Consider the following 18,475-nt stretch of genomic DNA (forward strand, 5'->3'; position numbering starts at 1 on the left):
TCTGCTAAGATTAATCATATCAATTTATAAGGATTGTTAGAGATAAATGAGGCAATCATTACAGCTGCGCATGGGCCAGCAACTTACAATGACTCCGCAACTGCAACAGGCTATTCGCTTATTGCAGCTTAGTACCTTGGATCTCCAGCAAGAAATACAAGAAGCACTTGATAGCAACCCATTACTTGAAGTTGATGAACAAGATTACACGGAAGAATCAGCAGGTAAAAACGAGCAAAAAGCAGATGACATTACTGTTAGCGCCTCTGCTGACGACACCCCAAGCGAGTATGAGCAAGATAGCGGTGAAGCACTAAATAAAGACACCATAAGCGACGACATGGCCATGGATGTATCATGGGATGAATATATGAGCGCAGCGCCTGCCTCTTCATCAGGGCCAATGCCTGAAGATGAATCTATTTATCAAGGTGCATCAACCGAAACCCTGCATGAATACTTAATGTGGCAATTACAGCTCACCCCTTTTAGCCCTACCGACGAAGCTATTGCCATAGCTATTGTTGAAGCCGTAGATGACTCTGGTATTTTAACCCTCAGTTGCGAAGACCTTTTAGCAAGCTTTAACCAAGAAACTGACGACGAACACGAAGTAGAACTAGATGAAATAGAAGCAGTGCTAAAGCGCATTCAATTATTTGATCCTGTTGGTATTGCAGCTCGCAGCTTGCAAGAATGCTTATGCATTCAATTAAATCAATTTGATAAAGACACCCCTTATATTAACGAAACAAAAATGGTGTTAACTGATCATATCGATTTACTCGCTGCTCGCGACTATCGTACGTTAATGAAAAAAACTAAGCTCAAAGAAGAAGAGCTTAAAGAAATAATGACACTTATTCATACGCTTAATCCTAAGCCTGCGGATACTATTGTCAGAGAAGAGTCTGAATACGTTATACCTGACGTGTCTGTTAAAAAAATAAAAGGCCGCTGGGTGGTAGAGCTAAACCCAGATAGCATGCCAAAAATACGTGTTAACAGCCAATATGCGGCTATGTCTCGTACAGTAAAATCCAGCGGTGACAGCCAATTTATTCGCTCGCACTTACAAGAAGCTAAATGGTTTATTAAAAGCCTAGAAAGTAGAAACGAAACACTCCTGAAAGTAACTAATTGTATTGTTAAGCAGCAACAAGCGTTTTTTGAACATGGCCCAGAAGCCATGAAACCTATGGTATTAAACGATGTTGCCGAAATAGTTGAAATGCACGAGTCGACTATTTCACGGGTCACTACGCAAAAATATATGCACACTCCACGTGGCATTTTTGAGCTTAAGTACTTTTTTTCAAGCCATGTAAGCACCGAAAATGGTGGCGAATGTTCATCAACTGCCATACGTGCCCTGATTAAAAAGTTGATAGCTGCAGAAAACTTAGCCAAACCATTGAGTGATAGCAAGATTGCAGATATATTGGCTGAGCAAGGAATTAAAGTAGCTAGACGGACAATTGCAAAATATCGCGAATCTCTGGCTATTCCCCCGTCGAATCAACGTAAAAGCTTGATTTAAGACGTACAACAAAGAGGAAAATGCTGATGCAACTAAACTTAACTGGTCGTCATGTAGACATTACAGACTCATTAAGAGACTATGTAAATAATAAATTTGCAAAGCTGCAAAGACACTCAGATCACATAACTAATGTGCATGTTATTCTCGATGTAGAAAAATTAAGTCAAAAAGCTGAAGCAACAATTTTTGTAAGTGGCGCTGAGCTATTTGCATCGACCGAACACCAAGATATGTACGCTGCCATTGACTCGTTGATTGACAAACTCGATCGTCAAGTAATTAAACACAAAGAGAAGTTTGCTCGACACTAACACTATGAAATTAAGCTCACTTATATGCCAGGACTGCAGCAAAGCTGTGGTCCTTTTTAATAGTAAAAAAAGAATTTTAGAATTCATCAGTGAACTCGCGCATAAAAAAATGCCGTATTTACCTCAGCAAGATATTCTCACTGCTTTATTGGCAAGAGAAAAGCTAGGTAGTACCGGTATTGGCCGAGGAATAGCAATTCCACATGGCCGTATGAGCGGGGCACAAGAGCCTCTTGCCTTAATTTTAATAAGCGAAACCGCTATTAATTTTGATGCAATTGATAATCGTCCAGTTGATATTTTTGTTGCGCTTATAGTGCCCGATGGCGATAACCAGCAGCACTTGAAAACACTAGCCACAATAGCTGATAAACTAAACGATAAAGAGTTTTGTAAGCAATTGCGTGCGGCAAAGTCTGATGAAGCGTTATACCAAGTTATTTTGGATCAATCCTAGTTACTAATAAAGGGGTGGTAAATGGAATTAATTATTATAAGTGGCCGATCAGGTTCTGGTAAGTCAGTTGCTTTACGTGTTGTAGAAGATTTAGGTTACTATTGTGTAGATAATATTCCGGTAAATTTGCTGCCTTCATTAGTGCGCAGTGTCTCTGATAACTACGATAAAATAGCCGTTAGTATAGACGTGCGTAACCTGCCTAAAGACCAGCAGCAGTTTAACGATATTCTTGAGTACTTACCCGACTTTGCTAAACCAACGTTATTTTATTTAGATAGCGACGATCAAACGTTAATCCGCCGTTATTCAGAAACACGTCGCTTGCACCCGCTTTCGATTGATTCGCTACCGCTAGATTTAGCAATAAAAAAGGAAAAAGAATTACTCGATGTACTCGTAACGCGGGCTGATCATGTCATTGATACAACCGATTTAAGTGTGCATCAACTTGCTGAATCTATGCGTGAAACCATACTCGGTAAAAAAGACAAACAGCTTATCATTACCTTTGAGTCGTTTGGCTTTAAGCATGGTATTCCCAAAGGTGCTGATTATGTTTTTGATGCGCGTTTTTTACCAAACCCACACTGGGAACCGGAGCTCAAGCCTTTAACTGGATTAGATCAACCAGTAAAAGATTATTTAGCTAGTCATAGTATTGTGCAAAAATTCACTTGGCAAATTCAAACCTTTGTACAAACGTGGTTACCACACCTAGAGCGTAATAATCGCAGTTATTTAACCATTGCTATTGGTTGTACTGGTGGTCAGCACCGCTCAGTTTATTTAGCGCAAACAATTGGTGAAAGCTTTGCTATGTCTCACCCTAATGTAAAAATTCGCCATCGCGAGCAAGAAAAATAATTCAATTTAAATAATCATCTGTTCAGCTTAAGTAGAGTATCTTATGCGCTTAGAAAATACATTTTTAATAAAAAACAAGCTAGGCCTGCATGCTAGAGCTGCTACCGTATTAGCACAATTAGCGGTACAATTTGACGCATCTATTACCTTATTTCAAGATGAAAAAGAAGCCGCTGGCGATAGCGTACTGGCTTTAATGTTACTAGAAAGCAGCCAAGGTAAAGAAGTAAAAGTAGTGTGCGAAGGACCCGATGCAGAGCATGCTTTACATGCCGTTGGCCAATTAATAGCGCAGCGCTTTAACGAACAAGAATAGTAGGCACTTTATTTAAACCAAGTAAACGAGCTAAAATATAGGGTTAGTGAAACCTTAAGCTAGTTTGGCTAAAAAAAGTAAGATAAACTGAACGAAGTTAATGACTAACTTCTTCCCTAACGTTATAAAAATAAATTAAGGACGCCAATGCCCGAAACTTTCGAACAAGACTATCCACTACAACAATTACAACAAGTGACCAAGTCACTCAATAGTGGTCAGTTTGTTCAAGTTAGGCGCATGCTGGCAAAAACAGCTCCTTGTGATACCGCACTTTTACTAGAATCATCACCACATAAAGTTCGTCGCCTGCTCTGGCAATTAGTTGATCCAGATGTACAAGGTGATGTCCTTGAAGAACTCTCTGAAGATGTACGTTTAGGCATTATTGCCCAAATGGAACCTAAGCACATTGCTGCTGCCACTGAAGACATGGGCCACGATGACTTAGGTGAAGTACTGCGAAGCCTGCCTGACACGGTTTATAAAGACGTGGTTAGCGCCATGGACATTCAAGATAGAGAACGTGCTACGCAAGCACTCTCCTATCAGGAACGCTCTGCTGGCGCGCTGATGAACACAGATACAGTAACCATTCGCCCTGATGTAACCCTAGATGTGGTACTGCGTTACATTCGTCTGCGCGGCGAACTCCCTGAGGGTACCGACGACCTTTACGTTGTCGATAAGCATAACTGTTTTTTAGGCGCTTTATCGTTAAGCACCTTACTAACCAATTCGCCCGAAAAAATTGTTCACGACCTAATGGATGAAGACTGTGAGTCTATTCCTATTTCGATGGATGAAAGCGAAGTGGCGCAGTTATTTGAACGTCATAACTGGATATCAGCCCCAGTAGTTGACGACAACGCCCAGCTACTTGGCCGTGTTACTATCGATGACATTGTTGATGTAATTCGTGAAGACGCAGAGCATCACTTATTAGGTTTAGCGGGTCTTGATGATGAAGAAGATACCTTCGCACCGGTTTTAAAAAGCTCAAAAAAACGCTCTGTTTGGCTAGGTGTTAACTTATTAACGGCTCTGGCAGCCGCTTTTGTTGCCAGCTTTTTTGAAGGCACTTTAGCAATACTGCCTATTTTAGCCGTGCTTAACGGCATTGTCCCCTCAATGGGTGGGGTGGCCGGTAGCCAGTCATTAACCTTGGTTATTCGTGGTATAGCAGTGGGTCATATTAACCAAACTAACCAACGTTTTGTAATGATAAAAGAGCTAGCCATTGGTGCATTAAACGGTATTTTATGGGCTGTTTTAATTGCCAGTGTTATAGCCCTATGGCAATGGGACTTAATGCTTGGCGCGGTACTGGCGTTTGCAATGTTTATGAACTTAGTTGTTGCGGGTGTGGCGGGTGCGTGTATTCCTATAATACTTAAACGTATGAAAATAGACCCTGCACTTGCTGGCAGTGTAATACTCACTACAGTAACCGATATAGTAGGTATATTTGCCTTTTTAGGCACCGCAACTTGGTTGCTGGTTTAATAAATAAACCAGCGCACATTACTGTGTAAATACGCGCTGGTTAAAAGTAACTTTTACGCAATATAATTTAACCAGCGTTCAGGTTATCTAGTCTTCTTTATTGATTGTAGAGCCATCGGCTCCTTCTTGCTTTGACGATTGTGTATTTACTTTATTACTTATTATTGCATCGAGGTTTTCGCCACCTTTAACCCCAAAATCTAAACTACGTATTGGGAATGGAATACGAATATCAGCCTCATTTAGTGCTTGCTGTACTGCCACAACACCTTTGTGGCGTACTGTCATAAAGTCTGGCTCACCAGGGTATTTAATCCAAAACCACAATAATAAATTAATACTACTGTCGCCAAAACTCTCTGCGTATACGGCCGTTTCATCTTGGCGTATTACAAACTCAAATTGATTAATTTTATCCACAATAACGTTTGCGGCTTTTTCTATGTCTTCTGTTAATGAAATTCTTACCGGCACTTCTATGCGTCTAACGCCTAGCGTGCTGTAGTTTCGCAATACATTTCTAAATAGTATTTTATTAGGCACTAATATTTGCTGCCCATAAAAGCTCTCTATTAGTGTATTACGTAGGTTTATTGAATGCACAGAGCCAAACACATCATCAGTTTTTATTACATCACCTGGTTTAAATGGCTTACGAATACCCATAGCAATACCTGCTATTAAGTTTTCGGTCATATCTTGAAATGCAAAACCAATCGCTAAACCAACAATACCGGCACCAGCTAGTAATGACGTTACCGTGCCTTTTAAGCCCATAAAATCCAGTGCTATAAACACTCCTACACTTAATATCAGCACTTTAAATATAGAAGCCATTAAATCAGCTATCTGTTTTGAATCGAGGGAGCGGCGCAATAAGTTTTTCATTAAGTTACCGGCAAAGCGAGCCAGCATAGAAAATAGAATGACAATAATAACTGCCACAATAAAATTAGGAATATGGCTTATAACGACATCAAACCACCCTCCGAGCTTTTCTTCGATAAGTTTTTCGGCGTCGCTAATTGAGGGAATACTAAACATGTAACTTGCACCTATTGATTTATAATGTGATTAGAATCAATCTTGAATTCGCATATCAATTGCAAGTATAGCGCCAGTATTAAAAAAGCCATGCTGTGCATGGCTTTTATAGATTAGGTAAAGGTTTAAGTTTTAGCTTTGTTCATCGCGTAAAAATACTGGCTCAAGCTCTTTCACACTTGCTTCGGCGCTAAAGTAATAACCCGCTACTGTAAACTCTTTAAGCAGGCTTAGCTGAGTTACTTTATTTTCGATGAGGTAACGCGCCATCATGCCTCGTGCTTTTTTAGCGTAAAAACTAATTACTTTATATTGACCATTTTTACAGTCTTTAAAGTGTGGAGTAATTATTTGTGCATTAAGGGCTTTTTTATCAACCGCTTTAAAGTACTCGTTTGAAGCAAGGTTAACTAAGTATTGGGCGTCCTCGGCTTTTAATACCTCGTTAAGTTTATTGGCAATTACACTGCCCCAAAACTCATACAGGTTTTTACCACGACTGTTTTCAAGCTTGGTGCCCATTTCAAGGCGATACGCTTGCATTAAATCAAGCGGCTTTAAAAGCCCATATAAGCCCGATAATATGCGTAGGTGGCTTTGTGCGTAATCAAGCTGATTAGCCGTTAGCGTGCTAGCATCTAAACCACCATATACATCGCCATTAAAGGCCAGTACCGCTTGTTTAGCGTTTTCTGTGGTAAATGGCTGTGCCCACTCACTAAAGCGAGCAGCGTTAAGCCCTGAGAGCTTATCGCTAATTTTCATCAGGCTGCCAATTTGCGCAGGGGTTAGTTCACGGCATACTTGCATCAGTGCTTCGCTGTGCTCAAGTAATTCCGGTTGAGTGAACTTATCGGTTGCAGGTGGCGTGGTGTAATCAAGATTTTTTGCAGGTGAAATAACAGTGATCATAGTTAGCTATTGACTTGTAATTTATTTAATGTCAATTTCAACATTAAATGAAACGAAAAGCACGTTTTGTTTAATATTAAACAGACTGATCCTACCTTAATAATTCATACATAACCGTTTTTATATTGATAAGGACATAAGACCTATCAAGCATTACTTCGCTGTTGCAGTATGGTGTAATATTAAAGTAGTTTAGATTTTCTTTTAACTTGCTTGGAATGAGGAAAGCAAATGACTAACGCGCTACAAAGGCTAAAACAACATTCATCAATCGTGGCCGACACGGGTGATATTGAAGCAATTAAAAAGCATCAACCAGAAGACGCAACGACCAATCCGTCATTGTTATTAAAAGCGAGCGAGATTGAAGCCTATAAGCCTTATTTAAATAAAGCATGGAGCTACGCCAAAGAAACCGAGCAAGATCCAGCGAAGCAACTAGCGCTAGCATGCGACTACTTTGCGGTATTATTAGGTAAAGAAATTAGCGCTATTGTACCTGGTTATATTTCTACTGAGGTAGATGCACGTCTCTCGTTTGATACCCAAGCAACTATTGATAAAGCGCACACGCTACTTAGTCTTTACGAAAAAGAAGGCGTAAGCAAAGATAAAATCTTAATTAAAGTAGCCTCTACTTGGGAAGGCATTAAAGCCGCTGAACAACTAGAAAAAGAAGGTACTAAATGTAACCTTACTTTATTGTTTAGTGATGCCCAAGCACGTGCTTGCGCCGATGCTAACGTATTTTTAATCTCGCCATTTGTTGGTCGTATTTTAGATTGGCACGTTGCTAACGGTATGGAAAAACCGACCGACCCACTGCAAGATCCTGGGGTACAATCGGTACGCAGCATTTTTGAATTTTATAAACGCCACAACTACAAAACGGTAGTTATGGGTGCAAGTTTTCGTAATACCGGCGAAATTATTGCCCTTACTGGTTGCGATAAGCTAACTATTAGCCCCAATCTTTTAGAAGAGTTGGGTAACCTTGAAGATGCACCAGAATACTTACTAGCAAAAGATGTTGCGCAGCAGCCAAAACCGGCACCGCTTAGCGAAGCTCAATTTCGTTGGTTGCATAACCAAGATACTATGGCGACTGAAAAGTTAGCTGAAGGTATTCGCTCTTTTGCTGATGCTCAAGAGCAATTAGAAGCACGCTTTAAAGCCATGTAATTGGCTCAAACGCTTGTATAAAAACGTCGCAGTTGCGACGTTTTTTTATGCTGGTAATTTATATGCAAAAAACTTATAAACCCATCATAAAGTAAAGCTTCATCAACAGATCACACTTTAGTAACATAAATGTCACTTTTATATTCTATTTTAGCTAGGCCTATGGTATAGGTATTCGCGAAGTTAATACCTATTGCGTTAAATTAGTGAGCCGTTATAGCTTATGTTTTTAATAAGACTGGTATCAAATGCAGTCTAAAGGAGATATTCATGGATAGCCTGAGCAATATAATAGAAGGTCCTGAAACAAAAAAGGAAGCTTCTCAAAAAAATAAAAAAAGAAGATGGCGCGAAATCGAAGCAATACAAGAAAAGTATCGTTTACGCAAAGAACTACAGGAGTTGGACTACTTTACAGACAGTATAGCCGTTAATGAGCTCGACTTTTAAACGACTAACTAAAAGGCCCGCATTACTGTGCGGGCCTTTGGTTTTAAAAGTTAAAATTATACTTGCCAAATAATCGGCGTTTTACCTTGAGATTGCAATAACGCATTCGTGGCTGAAAAATGCCTACAACCAAAAAAACCTCGATGAGCAGACAGTGGCGATGGGTGCGGCCCTGCTAAAATATGCTGGCGTGCGCTATCAATTCCCTTACCTTTTTTTTGTGCATGAGCACCCCACAAAATAAATATTACGCCTTCACAATGGGTGTTTATATGCGCAATAACCTTATCGGTAAATTGCTCCCATCCTAAGTGTTTATGCGAATGGGCTTGGCCTTGCTCTACCGTAAGTACTGTATTGAGTAAAAACACTCCCTGCTCTGCCCAGCTTTGCAAGTAACCATGGGTAGGAATAACAAAATCGTTTATATCGCTAGCCAGCTCTTTATAAATATTTTTAAGCGAAGGTGGCAGCTTTTTAACCTCAGGTAATACTGAAAAACACAAACCATGCGCTTGGCCTTCACCGTGGTAAGGATCTTGCCCTAAAATAACAACGCGTATATCACTAAGCGGTGTTGCAGCAAATGCGCTAAACACTTGCTCTTTTGGAGGATAAACAGCAACACCTTCACTGCGGCGCTTAGCAACGTAGTCGAGTGTTTGCTGCATATATGCTTGCTGTAATTCTTGCTTTAAAAATGCAGTCCAATCGCTCATTGTATGCTCTTTATTTGTTGACGTGATACGTCTATTTTATCACACATATCGGCCAGCCCATCTAGCATACGCGCTGAAAAACGATGTAGTAAGTCGGCATTTACAGATAAAAACTGCTTATTTTTTACTGCGGGTATTTCTGGCCATTGCTGCCAATTAATAGTAGGTTGCGGTGTTGCTGATTTTTCATCCGGAATAATTATAATTTGCGGCTTAGCCACAATCACATTTTCTATGCTTATTTGTGGATAGTCGGTGCGGCTATTTGCAAATACATTGGTTACTTGGCAAGTGGCTATTAACTCACTTATTCCGGTATTTTTCGACACTGTCATCATCGGCTCAGACCAGAGTTGATAAAAGCCAGTGAGTTTACTTTTACCCTGTTGCTTGGCTTTAATGGCTGCAAGTTTAGCATTAAATGCTTTTACCACTTGCTCGCTTTTTTTAATGTTACCGGTAAGTTTTCCTAGCATAAGCAACTCATCGGCAATACCTGTAATTGTCGTTGGATCAGTTAAATAAAGCTTAATACCTAAGCGCTCTATTTGTGCTAAATCATCGCTTTGATTACCACTTTTCCAAGCAATTACTATATCAGGCTTAAGGACTAAAAGCTTTTCGATTGAAATACCATAGTAACCGCCAATACGGGTAATACCTTTTGCCGCTGCAGGGTAGTCGGCGTAATCAACTGTGCCAACAATATTATCTCCCGCGCCTATTGCATACAGGTTTTCTACTATGTGCGGGGCCAGTGCCACAATACGCAGTGTTTTAGCTGGCTGTACTTTATCAATTTGTACCTTGTTGGCCTGCGCATGCTGGGATAAACAGAGTAACAATAGGCCAACAACAAGCTGTTTAAACATTAGTAATCAAAACCTTGCAGAGCTTTAACACCTGCATCAAATGCATGTTTTACATTACGCACTTCGCTTACTGTGTCAGCCAGTTCTATTAATTTACGATGGGCTGCGCGGCCGGTAATAATAACCGACTGCATTGGCGGTCTGTTGCCAATCGCCTCTAGCACTTCATCTACATCAATATACCCATAGGTTACCATGTAGGTAAGCTCATCGAGCAGCACTACATCTAGGCTTGCATCGCTAAGCAGTCGCTTTGATTCTTGCCAAGCAGCTTGCGCGGCTGCGGTATCGCTCTCTTTGTCTTGGGTATTCCATGTAAAGCCTGTGCCCATTACCACAAACTCCACACCCGCACCCTGTAACAAGTTACGCTCTCCGCATTCCCAAGTGCCTTTTATGTACTGACACACAGCGGCTTTTTTTCCATGGCCAACACAACGTGCTACCACACCAAATCCTGAGGTCGACTTACCTTTGCCATTACCAGTTATAACTTGAAAAATACCTTTTTCTTGTTGCGCTGCAGCTATTCGTGCATCAACTTGATCTTTTAATTTTTGTTGGCGTTGCTGATGTTTATCTTTACTTTGTTCGCTCATGATTATGCCCTTCATAAATTTTAATAATGTGTGCAATATTTAAATGCGTTTCACACATGGCAGCTAAACGCTCTAGTTGCTGCTCACGGTGCTGGTTAATATTAACCGGATTAATAACTGTATCGGCTTTGAGCCACTTTAATATTTGCAATGTGGCACTCGCTTGATCAAATAAGCCATGTAAATAAGTACCCGCTATGGCGTTATCATCACTAATAAACCCATCGGCTGTAAAGCCATTTGGGTGTTCATTAAAGCTTAAAAATGGTTTATTAAGTGCTTCACCTTGGCTAATGCCTGCATGAATTTCGTAGCCACTACAAAGTGTTTGCTGGTTATTTAATTGCATAGTCGCGGTTACATTACTCAATATTTTTTGTGCTGTAAGTGTGCTGGTAAAATCACTTAAAGCTAGCCCCGGCATATGCTGTAATGATGACTCAACACCTAGGGGATCATTAATACTATTGCCAAGCATTTGCATACCACCACAAATACCGAGCACTTTACCACCATAACGTAAATGGCGTTTTATTTGTGTATCCCAGCCTTCATTTTTTAAAAAGGCTAAATCACTTAATACGTTTTTACTCCCCGGTAAAATGATCAAATCAACATCGGGGATCGCTTGTGTATGCGCTACATAATTAATATTTATATTGGGATGTAAGCGCAGTGCATCAAAGTCAGTATGGTTGCTGATGTGCGGCACAAGCAGCACGGCAATATTAACGCTGGCATTAGTTAGCGTATTATCAATAGCAATTGCATCCTCAGCATCTAATGCAAGGTCGTGTAAATACGGCAATACGCCTAACACCGGTTTACTTGTGTACTGTTCCAGCCAATCAAGTCCACTTTGTAATAAGCTTATATCGCCTCTAAAACGATTTATTACAAAGCCTTTTACCCGCGCTTGCTCCGACTCACTCAACAATGCCAAAGTACCCACTAAATGAGCAAACACACCGCCTTTATCTATATCGGCAATTATAATTACGGGGCAGTCAACGGCTTCGGCGTAGCCCATATTAGCAATGTCGTTGGCTCTGAGGTTTATTTCGGCTGGGCTGCCCGCCCCTTCCACCAGCAATAAATCAAAACGTTTTGCTAAACGGTTATGCGACGTGAGTACTGCATCCATAGCTACTTTTTTATAATCGTGATACGCCCCAGCTTCCATATTACTTATGGCTTTACCATGAATAATAACCTGCGCGCCAGTATCGCTATTTGGCTTAAGTAATATGGGATTAAAGTCAGTTTCAGGGGCTACCTTTGCCGCTATAGCTTGCAGTGCTTGAGCACGACCTATTTCACCACCATCATCTGTAACTGCACTATTTAATGCCATATTTTGTGGCTTAAATGGCGCTACATTTAGCCCTCTATTAGCAAATACTCTACACAGCGCCGCAACCAGTGTACTTTTACCCGCATCGGATGTGGTGCCTTGCACCATTAACGTTTTCATTTTATAGCCCTACACCTGGCGCTTACGAAAATACAATAAGCTTAAAAAAAACACGCTACCAATAGCTGCAGTAATAACCCCAACGGGTAACTCTTGATTAGTTAATAACGTGCGCGCTAGCACATCAACCCAAACCATAAAAGTACCGCCCACCAAACTCGTTACCAGTAAGCCAGATAAGCTACCTTGGGAGATAAAAAAACGCACTATATGCGGCACCATTAATCCTACAAAGCCAATTCCGCCACACATAGCCACTAACACTGCCGTTATCAGCGAACTTAAAACTAGCATCAATATTCTAAAGCGATGTACCCGCACACCCAGTGTTATAGCACTTTCATCGCCGAGCAGCATGGCATTTAGTTGGCGCCTAAAACTAAGCATTGTAAATGTACACAATACAATAACCACAAAAGGTAACCACAGCGTTGCCCACTGCGCTCGTGCAAAACTGCCGAGCGTCCAAAATAAAATAGCCGCAACTGCCTGAGGATCGCTCCAGTAAAGTAATAAACTGGTAAATGCGCTAAATAAAAATGACAAGGCCACACCTGCCAGCAGCATAGATTCTACTTGCCCACTTTGCTGCCGCCCTGCAATCAATATAAGTAAACTCATAGCCACTAAACTGCCAGCCAATGCCGCTGCCGATAATGCAAAGCCCGCACTAATGCCCACAAACGCCATGAGTATAACTACCCCCAAAGACGCCCCAGACGATATCCCAAATAAATAAGGATCTGCTAACGGATTACGCGTCACGGTTTGCAAAATAAGCCCGGCAATGGCTAAACCACTGCCAGCTAAAAATGCCAGTAATGTGCGTGGCATTCTTAATTCAACAATAATTCGAGTGTTAAAGGAGCCCTCTGTTGAGGTGAAAATACTTTTAAATACATCAGTTAATGATATGTCGGCAGCGCCATAACTCAGCGCCGTAAATAACGTAAATAATGCAGCTAGTACTGTGACTAAAAGTGCTATTGAATGATTGTTAAGCATGCGCATATTATTCATACCCATAAAAGTAAGTAATATGTGGAATAACACCACCTAGTTTAGACATTTGCGGGTGGTGGCTTACTTGTGCACATACACCAAATACATCATTGAGCATGTCCTCGCTGAGCACATCGATGGGAGAGCCTGTATTAACAATTTCGCCGTGATTTATAACCACCAGCTCATCGCACATAGCAGCGGCTAAATTTAAATCATGAAACGATGCAAACACAGTAACGCCAAGCGATTTAGCCAACTCCATTACCTGAATTTGATACTTCACATCTAAGTGGCTGGTTGGCTCATCCATAATTAATAGTTGCGGTTGCTGCACCATAGCCCGAGCAATTAATGCACGTTGTTTTTCTCCTCCCGAAAGCGACTCAAAACGTTGGCTTGCATGATCCTGCAAGCCAACTCGCGCTATAGCTTGGTTTATTTTTTGTGTGTCGGCTGTTGTGGTGGTGCTAAATAATGCTTTATGCGGGGTTAACCCAAGTGCAACCACATCTAATAAAGTTAAATTAAATTGTGATGGGGTTTCTTGTAAAACAACCGCAACCTGCTTTGCGTATTCATGGCTTTTTAACTGCCAAATATCGGTATTATTAAATTTAATTTGCCCTGCAGTGGGCTGATTAAAGCGATACAAACACCGCAGTAAACTAGATTTACCTGCGCCATTGGGGCCAATTAAGCCAACGAACTTACCTTGCTTTATTTGCAAATTAACATTGTTGAGGATAGTTTTACTGCCAATATTCCACGACACGTGATTAACGCTTAACAATGGTGTATTTAATGGCGTTTGAGTTTGCAATAGTTAGCCCTAGGCAGGAATGCGCTCACTAACAATGCAACTAACTATGGCTAGTACATAATTTGAAGATGAGTAAACCCGCTCGTTAAAATAGTTTATTTGTATCTGACTTAAAGCGTTATGCTAATTACAGTTGCGGGAACAGTTGAGGAGTTGCACCTCATTCCAAATGAATACTCTATTATGGGCGGCTAAGTAAATAATTTAAAGCAAAAAAAACCGCACTTAACAAAGTACGGCTTAAAAAGGCAGTGCTAAGCGCTGCTTAAAATTTATATTCTATACCTACACCTAAGTAGTCTTGGTCAACGTTGTTGTCCATATCGAAATTAGAATAAAAACCAAATAATTTAGTGTTTTTATTTAACTGATGATCAACACCTGCCGAAATAGCCGTTTTGTCATCACTGCCTTTAAAATCCATTGCCTGGTACTGCAATTTAAAGGTATTGCTAGCCATAGTGTAAGCCGCACTTAATAAATAACCGTCGGCCTCACTACTGCCATCAACTTTTTCTTGCGTTTGATACATAGCGCCTAATTTAAAATCGGCTACTTTACCTTGTACTGATGCGCGCAATACATCGTAGCCGTTCACTTCGCTATCGGCAGCAATAGCGGCATATATTGCGCTCTTTTTAAGGGCTGCGTCACCATAAGTTACTGCCATTGAATAGCCATTTTCAGCACCTGCTGAATCGCTATCCTCTGCAACAAACGTAGCCAAAAGCTTAAAACCTTGGTAAGAATTAGAGGCATAAGAAACACTACTGCCCATTCTATTTTCACCTTTAAAGGCATTTTTAATGTCGCCTTCAAGGTCGCTAAATAAATCAACTTTACCTTGTGACTGCTTAAGCGCGGTATCGTTACGGCCAATAACAACTTGGCCAAACGCGCCTTTTAAACCTATATACTGATTACGAGCAGAGATATTGTCGTCATTATCACCTTTTGAGTCGGCGTCAGAAACATCAACTTGAAATTCAAACTTATAAACAGCTTCTAAGCCATCAGATATTTTTTCAGACCCTTTTAAGCCCAAACGTGATTTGTTACTTTTAATTTCGGTAAAAGACCCCTCACCATCATCCGACGACTGTAGTGTTACGTTCGCTTTACCGTAAAAATCCACTTCAGCAAGCGCATTAAAAGACAAACCACCTAATAAAGCTACACATAAGCTCGACTTTACAAATTTCATGTTATTTCCTCGATAATCACAACAGACTCGTTTTTAATGCAACAGGAGTTTGGCATTGTTAAATGACAAAAATATTACAGACGTCATATTTTTACACTTTTAAATTCATAAAAACACATAATAGTTGCAATCAAACGTACATATACAGCAAAACCATTGGCCTTACTCAACGGGTAACTTAGGAGTCATTTGGGTTAATAAATTTACTAATGTTTCTATTAACTCTTTTTGCTCATTGTCTCTGTGATAGGCAACAAATATATCGCGCGAGGTGGTTTCTACGTCTTTCACATGAAATAACTCGCCTTTTTCTAAATGCGCTGCAACAAGTACTTGAGGAATGAATGCACTCCCTCCGCATTGCAATATTAAATCAAGTGCTATACGCCCTGTACTTGTTCTAAAGTAAGGTGGGGTTTTGCCAGTAAACTGGCGAGCATGCCACAGTGAGAATGTCGTGCCCCAGTCAACATATACGTACTGGTTATCAAAAAAGTTATCGTAACTGGCAGTATCAAACGCGCTTACCGGTATAATGGGTAGTTCACAAATTCGCTCAACCACCAGCTCATCAACTTTTGGTGGATCAAATAAAATAGCTAAATCTAAGGTGCGCTCTAATAACAGGCGGGTACTTTCTTGTTGTGCTTTTACCTCAGCCACCAAAGACACACCGGGCATTGCCGATACAATATTAGTAATACCAAACTGTAAAAATGCATCCCAAATGTTTGGTGTACCCGCTAGGCAAATTTGTTTATGCATATTATCGGCAAGTGCCACATCTACTTTTGCTCTTTGCATGCCGGTAATGATCATTTGTGCATGGGGTAATAAACGCTCACCTGGCGCTGTTAGTTGAATATTATTGCGCTGGCGAATAAACAAATTAACACCAAGCCCTTGCTCTAATTGACGAATTCTAAAGCTTACTGCAGACTGCGTGATATAAAGGTTTTCAGCCGCTTTGCCAAAGTGACGAGTGCGTACTACCTCAACAAATGTTTTTAATAAATCGATATCCAATTTTTTATCCTCACGATAAAAATAACTTGTTTAAAATATTTGCAAACTTGCCGCATACTCCAGCAATTACCAAGGTATGAGGGTACAACAATGAGCAATGATATTTCACTACTTCGCCAAGCATTTGTTAGTCAACGTCAGTTTTTTGATGATCAAAACTTCCCACGCGGATTTGGTCGCAGCGGAAACTTTACCTTATTAGAAGCCAGTATATTAGAGCAACACGGTGTTGTTTTAAAAGGCTTACATAATAAAGCCCTAGAGCCACAAAATGAACATCAGCAACAATTTGTCGCTGTTATTAGTGGTGCTTTAGAGCCAACCAATGCAATTGAGCGCGCTTGGGTTAAATACTTAAAGTTAACAACCAGCAAAGCAAAGTTCCATACATTATTTGGCCGCTCAAAAATAGCGACCCCAGCACCAATAAGCCAAGACTATTACGCCGAGTCAGACAGTATGTAATTGCTTAAACTATTTAATTTTTACGTTTTAAACTTAAATAGTTAAACATACACCAAGCCTAGCGCGAGTACAAAATACATCGCGCTACGGGCTTACTTAAGTTAACTAACTTTTAAACCACGCCTGAGGCAACAATAGCGGCTTTTTTACGTTTCCGAGATTGCCTAAAAGAGTCCCAACTAAAAATAGCCAATGCACTCCAAATACAAACAAATGTAACTACTCGCTCGGCATCAAACACTTCACCGTAAAGCATTACAGCTAATATAAACATCAAACTTGGCCCTATGTACTGAAAAAAGCCTAAAGTGGTGTATTGCAAACGCTTAGCAGCGCCGGTAAAGCACAGTAGTGGTAAGGTGGTAATGATCCCGGCACTAATGAGTAACACATTGGTATGCCAGTCATTAGCAGGCAAGCTTGACGTTGCTGTAGGCACCATTAAATACCAATAAATAAGCGCTACGGGCAAGAGTATAAATGCTTCTATTGAAATACCGGACAATGCTTCCACTGGCAGTTTCTTACGCAGTAAACCATATATTGCAAATGATATAGCTAACGAAAAAGCAACCACAGGAAATGAACCAAAACTTATTAATTGCAGCAGTACACCGGTAAATGCTAAAGCAACAGCAACCATTTGAAACTTACGTAAACGTTCGCCTAAAAATAACACTCCCAGTAATACATTTAGTAACGGATTAATGTAATAACCTAAACTGGCATCGAGCATATGATTATTATTAACTGCCCATATAAATAGGCCCCAGTTAAACCCCAGTATCGACGAGGTTAAAACCAGCATTAACAATAATTTAGGCTGTACTATAATGCGTTTAATTCTATCCCACTGGCCTAAAATACTCACAATAATAATTAAAAACATCACCGACCACACAACACGATGCGTTAAAATTTCAAATGCAGTAACATGCTGGAGTTGCTTAAAGTATATAGGTGCTAAACCCCATATAGTAAAAGCGATGCAAGCCAAAATGGCGCCCTTGCGCTTCTCGGTATCAATCGGCATAAATAAACACTTAGTTATTCAAAAGGTCGCCAGTTTACTCCGCAAACTTTTATTAGCCAACTAAATACGTACCCGTACCAAATGCTATTTGTACTGCTTGCTCATTATGCAATTCCATCCTACAAACACATACTTTATTGCCCGAGCGAATTAAAGTGGCACTGGCTATAAATTTCTCGCCTTTGCCTGGGCGTAGGTAATCGGTGCGCATATCTATAGTGCCCAAGGTGGCTAGTTTTTGCTGCACAGATAAAATATCAACATCGTTTAGCTTATCTATTACACTTGCTGCAGCTAACATACCACCTACGTTATCGAGCACTGCCGAAATAACGCCGCCATGGAGTATTTTTTGTGCCGGATTACCTATGAGTATATCCTGCCAAGGAAACGATATTTTTGCTTGTTCTGGGCTAAGTGATTCTACCGATATTTTTAAAAACTGATTAAACGGCATATTATTTACAAACAGCGAGCCTACATGCTCTATTAACATTTCTTTATTCATTATTATTCTCTATGTTATATCTGGTAAGAGGAGTAAAGCATAACTAGGATAAAACTAGCAACACAGTTAAATTTATTAGCCGCTTAAAGTCAGCTAATATCACCCCCCTGAGCGAGTAAATTCACACGTTATAAATTTATTCAAAAAACATTCAACACTCGC

The 18,475-nt window shown here is 40.4% G+C and carries 21 protein-coding genes and 1 riboswitch; of the genes, 9 read left to right on the forward strand and 12 right to left on the reverse strand.

The window, feature by feature from the left end; genetic code table 11:
• The first annotated feature begins 46 nt into the window (after positions 1 to 46).
• From I6E78_RS00705 to mgtE, 6 genes are all read left to right on the forward strand, one after another.
• Positions 47 to 1,540: an RNA polymerase factor sigma-54 gene (locus I6E78_RS00705; protein WP_041454568.1), complete on the forward strand. Its 1,494-nt coding sequence runs from the start codon at positions 47 to 49 to the stop codon at positions 1,538 to 1,540.
• A gap of 26 nt (positions 1,541 to 1,566) precedes the next feature.
• On the forward strand, positions 1,567 to 1,854 hold the full coding sequence (gene hpf, locus I6E78_RS00710; protein WP_011329200.1) for a ribosome hibernation promoting factor: 288 nt from the start codon (positions 1,567 to 1,569) through the stop codon (positions 1,852 to 1,854).
• A 4-nt stretch (positions 1,855 to 1,858) separates the two neighbouring features.
• Positions 1,859 to 2,311: a PTS IIA-like nitrogen regulatory protein PtsN gene (gene ptsN, locus I6E78_RS00715; protein WP_041454569.1), complete on the forward strand. Its 453-nt coding sequence runs from the start codon at positions 1,859 to 1,861 to the stop codon at positions 2,309 to 2,311.
• A 21-nt stretch (positions 2,312 to 2,332) separates the two neighbouring features.
• Positions 2,333 to 3,178 (forward strand): RNase adapter RapZ, encoded by an 846-nt coding sequence (rapZ, locus tag I6E78_RS00720; RefSeq protein WP_011329202.1) that lies wholly within the window; start codon positions 2,333 to 2,335, stop codon positions 3,176 to 3,178.
• A gap of 43 nt (positions 3,179 to 3,221) precedes the next feature.
• Positions 3,222 to 3,494, forward strand: a complete 273-nt coding sequence (locus I6E78_RS00725) for an HPr family phosphocarrier protein (RefSeq protein WP_011329203.1) — start codon at positions 3,222 to 3,224, stop codon at positions 3,492 to 3,494.
• A gap of 147 nt (positions 3,495 to 3,641) precedes the next feature.
• Entirely contained in the window at positions 3,642 to 5,000 is a 1,359-nt protein-coding gene (gene mgtE / locus I6E78_RS00730; RefSeq protein ID WP_011329204.1) for a magnesium transporter, read from the forward strand.
• A gap of 87 nt (positions 5,001 to 5,087) precedes the next feature.
• Here mgtE and I6E78_RS00735 read toward each other — a convergent pair whose 3' ends face one another.
• Positions 5,088 to 6,044 (reverse strand): mechanosensitive ion channel family protein, encoded by a 957-nt coding sequence (locus tag I6E78_RS00735; protein ID WP_197181795.1) that lies wholly within the window; start codon positions 6,042 to 6,044, stop codon positions 5,088 to 5,090.
• Positions 6,045 to 6,176: 132 nt separating this feature from the next.
• A complete protein-coding gene (yaaA, locus tag I6E78_RS00740) occupies positions 6,177 to 6,956 on the reverse strand; it encodes a peroxide stress protein YaaA (protein WP_197181796.1) in 780 nt (259 codons plus the stop codon).
• Positions 6,957 to 7,187: 231 nt separating this feature from the next.
• Here yaaA and tal point away from each other — a divergent pair, with 231 nt between their 5' ends.
• Positions 7,188 to 8,138, forward strand: a complete 951-nt coding sequence (tal, locus tag I6E78_RS00745) for a transaldolase (protein ID WP_197181797.1) — start codon at positions 7,188 to 7,190, stop codon at positions 8,136 to 8,138.
• A 270-nt stretch (positions 8,139 to 8,408) separates the two neighbouring features.
• The gene (locus I6E78_RS00750) at positions 8,409 to 8,588 is read left to right on the forward strand and encodes a DUF3545 family protein (RefSeq protein ID WP_011329208.1); all 180 of its coding nucleotides are present in this window, start codon (positions 8,409 to 8,411) and stop codon (positions 8,586 to 8,588) included.
• A gap of 56 nt (positions 8,589 to 8,644) precedes the next feature.
• Here the strand turns inward: I6E78_RS00750 and ung are convergent, their stop codons facing one another.
• From ung to I6E78_RS00790, 8 genes are all read right to left on the reverse strand, one after another.
• On the reverse strand, positions 8,645 to 9,307 hold the full coding sequence (gene ung / locus I6E78_RS00755) for a uracil-DNA glycosylase (RefSeq protein ID WP_197181798.1): 663 nt from the start codon (positions 9,305 to 9,307) through the stop codon (positions 8,645 to 8,647).
• Positions 9,304 to 10,179 carry a cobalamin-binding protein gene (locus I6E78_RS00760; protein ID WP_197181799.1) on the reverse strand — a complete coding sequence of 292 codons (876 nt, stop codon included), beginning with the start codon at positions 10,177 to 10,179 and terminating at the stop codon, positions 9,304 to 9,306. The genes ung and I6E78_RS00760 overlap by 4 nt, the downstream gene beginning before the upstream one ends.
• The gene (gene cobO, locus I6E78_RS00765) at positions 10,179 to 10,778 is read right to left on the reverse strand and encodes a cob(I)yrinic acid a,c-diamide adenosyltransferase (protein WP_182683923.1); all 600 of its coding nucleotides are present in this window, start codon (positions 10,776 to 10,778) and stop codon (positions 10,179 to 10,181) included. Before cobO ends, I6E78_RS00760 begins: the two co-directional genes overlap by 1 nt.
• A complete protein-coding gene (locus tag I6E78_RS00770; RefSeq protein WP_179806965.1) occupies positions 10,762 to 12,252 on the reverse strand; it encodes a cobyric acid synthase in 1,491 nt (496 codons plus the stop codon). Before I6E78_RS00770 ends, cobO begins: the two co-directional genes overlap by 17 nt.
• A gap of 9 nt (positions 12,253 to 12,261) precedes the next feature.
• On the reverse strand, positions 12,262 to 13,263 hold the full coding sequence (locus tag I6E78_RS00775; protein ID WP_089368981.1) for a FecCD family ABC transporter permease: 1,002 nt from the start codon (positions 13,261 to 13,263) through the stop codon (positions 12,262 to 12,264).
• Position 13,264: 1 nt separating this feature from the next.
• Positions 13,265 to 14,077, reverse strand: a complete 813-nt coding sequence (locus I6E78_RS00780) for an ABC transporter ATP-binding protein (protein ID WP_089368747.1) — start codon at positions 14,075 to 14,077, stop codon at positions 13,265 to 13,267.
• 79 nt (positions 14,078 to 14,156) lie between these two features.
• Positions 14,157 to 14,297, reverse strand: a riboswitch (cobalamin riboswitch).
• A gap of 45 nt (positions 14,298 to 14,342) precedes the next feature.
• The gene (locus I6E78_RS00785) at positions 14,343 to 15,281 is read right to left on the reverse strand and encodes a porin (protein WP_089368748.1); all 939 of its coding nucleotides are present in this window, start codon (positions 15,279 to 15,281) and stop codon (positions 14,343 to 14,345) included.
• Between the two features lie 162 nt (positions 15,282 to 15,443).
• Entirely contained in the window at positions 15,444 to 16,307 is an 864-nt protein-coding gene (locus tag I6E78_RS00790; protein ID WP_011329216.1) for a LysR family transcriptional regulator, read from the reverse strand.
• 90 nt (positions 16,308 to 16,397) lie between these two features.
• Between I6E78_RS00790 and I6E78_RS00795 the strand changes: the two genes are divergently transcribed.
• Positions 16,398 to 16,772: a DUF413 domain-containing protein gene (locus I6E78_RS00795; protein ID WP_011329217.1), complete on the forward strand. Its 375-nt coding sequence runs from the start codon at positions 16,398 to 16,400 to the stop codon at positions 16,770 to 16,772.
• 112 nt (positions 16,773 to 16,884) lie between these two features.
• Here the strand turns inward: I6E78_RS00795 and rarD are convergent, their stop codons facing one another.
• Positions 16,885 to 17,805 (reverse strand): EamA family transporter RarD, encoded by a 921-nt coding sequence (gene rarD / locus I6E78_RS00800; protein ID WP_011329218.1) that lies wholly within the window; start codon positions 17,803 to 17,805, stop codon positions 16,885 to 16,887.
• Between the two features lie 52 nt (positions 17,806 to 17,857).
• Positions 17,858 to 18,313 (reverse strand): thioesterase family protein, encoded by a 456-nt coding sequence (locus I6E78_RS00805; protein ID WP_172459223.1) that lies wholly within the window; start codon positions 18,311 to 18,313, stop codon positions 17,858 to 17,860.
• Positions 18,314 to 18,475 lie beyond the last annotated feature (162 nt).

Origin of the sequence: Pseudoalteromonas sp. NZS127 (assembly GCF_015864805.1) — a bacterium.
Classification (GTDB): Bacteria; Pseudomonadota; Gammaproteobacteria; order Enterobacterales; family Alteromonadaceae; genus Pseudoalteromonas; species Pseudoalteromonas nigrifaciens.

Bases quoted from the DNA above. Each gene is read 5' to 3' on its own strand.
- I6E78_RS00705 (WP_041454568.1), top strand. From the start codon at position 47: ATGAGGCAATCATTACAGCTGCGCATGGGCCAGCAACTTACAATGACT.
- hpf (WP_011329200.1), top strand. From the start codon at position 1,567: ATGCAACTAAACTTAACTGGTCGTCATGTAGACATTACAGACTCATTA.
- ptsN (WP_041454569.1), top strand. From the start codon at position 1,859: ATGAAATTAAGCTCACTTATATGCCAGGACTGCAGCAAAGCTGTGGTC.
- rapZ (WP_011329202.1), top strand. From the start codon at position 2,333: ATGGAATTAATTATTATAAGTGGCCGATCAGGTTCTGGTAAGTCAGTT.
- I6E78_RS00725 (WP_011329203.1), top strand. From the start codon at position 3,222: ATGCGCTTAGAAAATACATTTTTAATAAAAAACAAGCTAGGCCTGCAT.
- mgtE (WP_011329204.1), top strand. From the start codon at position 3,642: ATGCCCGAAACTTTCGAACAAGACTATCCACTACAACAATTACAACAA.
- I6E78_RS00735 (WP_197181795.1), bottom strand. From the start codon at position 6,044: ATGTTTAGTATTCCCTCAATTAGCGACGCCGAAAAACTTATCGAAGAA.
- yaaA (WP_197181796.1), bottom strand. From the start codon at position 6,956: ATGATCACTGTTATTTCACCTGCAAAAAATCTTGATTACACCACGCCA.
- tal (WP_197181797.1), top strand. From the start codon at position 7,188: ATGACTAACGCGCTACAAAGGCTAAAACAACATTCATCAATCGTGGCC.
- I6E78_RS00750 (WP_011329208.1), top strand. From the start codon at position 8,409: ATGGATAGCCTGAGCAATATAATAGAAGGTCCTGAAACAAAAAAGGAA.
- ung (WP_197181798.1), bottom strand. From the start codon at position 9,307: ATGAGCGATTGGACTGCATTTTTAAAGCAAGAATTACAGCAAGCATAT.
- I6E78_RS00760 (WP_197181799.1), bottom strand. From the start codon at position 10,179: ATGTTTAAACAGCTTGTTGTTGGCCTATTGTTACTCTGTTTATCCCAG.
- cobO (WP_182683923.1), bottom strand. From the start codon at position 10,778: ATGAGCGAACAAAGTAAAGATAAACATCAGCAACGCCAACAAAAATTA.
- I6E78_RS00770 (WP_179806965.1), bottom strand. From the start codon at position 12,252: ATGAAAACGTTAATGGTGCAAGGCACCACATCCGATGCGGGTAAAAGT.
- I6E78_RS00775 (WP_089368981.1), bottom strand. From the start codon at position 13,263: ATGCGCATGCTTAACAATCATTCAATAGCACTTTTAGTCACAGTACTA.
- I6E78_RS00785 (WP_089368748.1), bottom strand. From the start codon at position 15,281: ATGAAATTTGTAAAGTCGAGCTTATGTGTAGCTTTATTAGGTGGTTTG.
- I6E78_RS00795 (WP_011329217.1), top strand. From the start codon at position 16,398: ATGAGCAATGATATTTCACTACTTCGCCAAGCATTTGTTAGTCAACGT.
- rarD (WP_011329218.1), bottom strand. From the start codon at position 17,805: ATGCCGATTGATACCGAGAAGCGCAAGGGCGCCATTTTGGCTTGCATC.
- I6E78_RS00805 (WP_172459223.1), bottom strand. From the start codon at position 18,313: ATGAATAAAGAAATGTTAATAGAGCATGTAGGCTCGCTGTTTGTAAAT.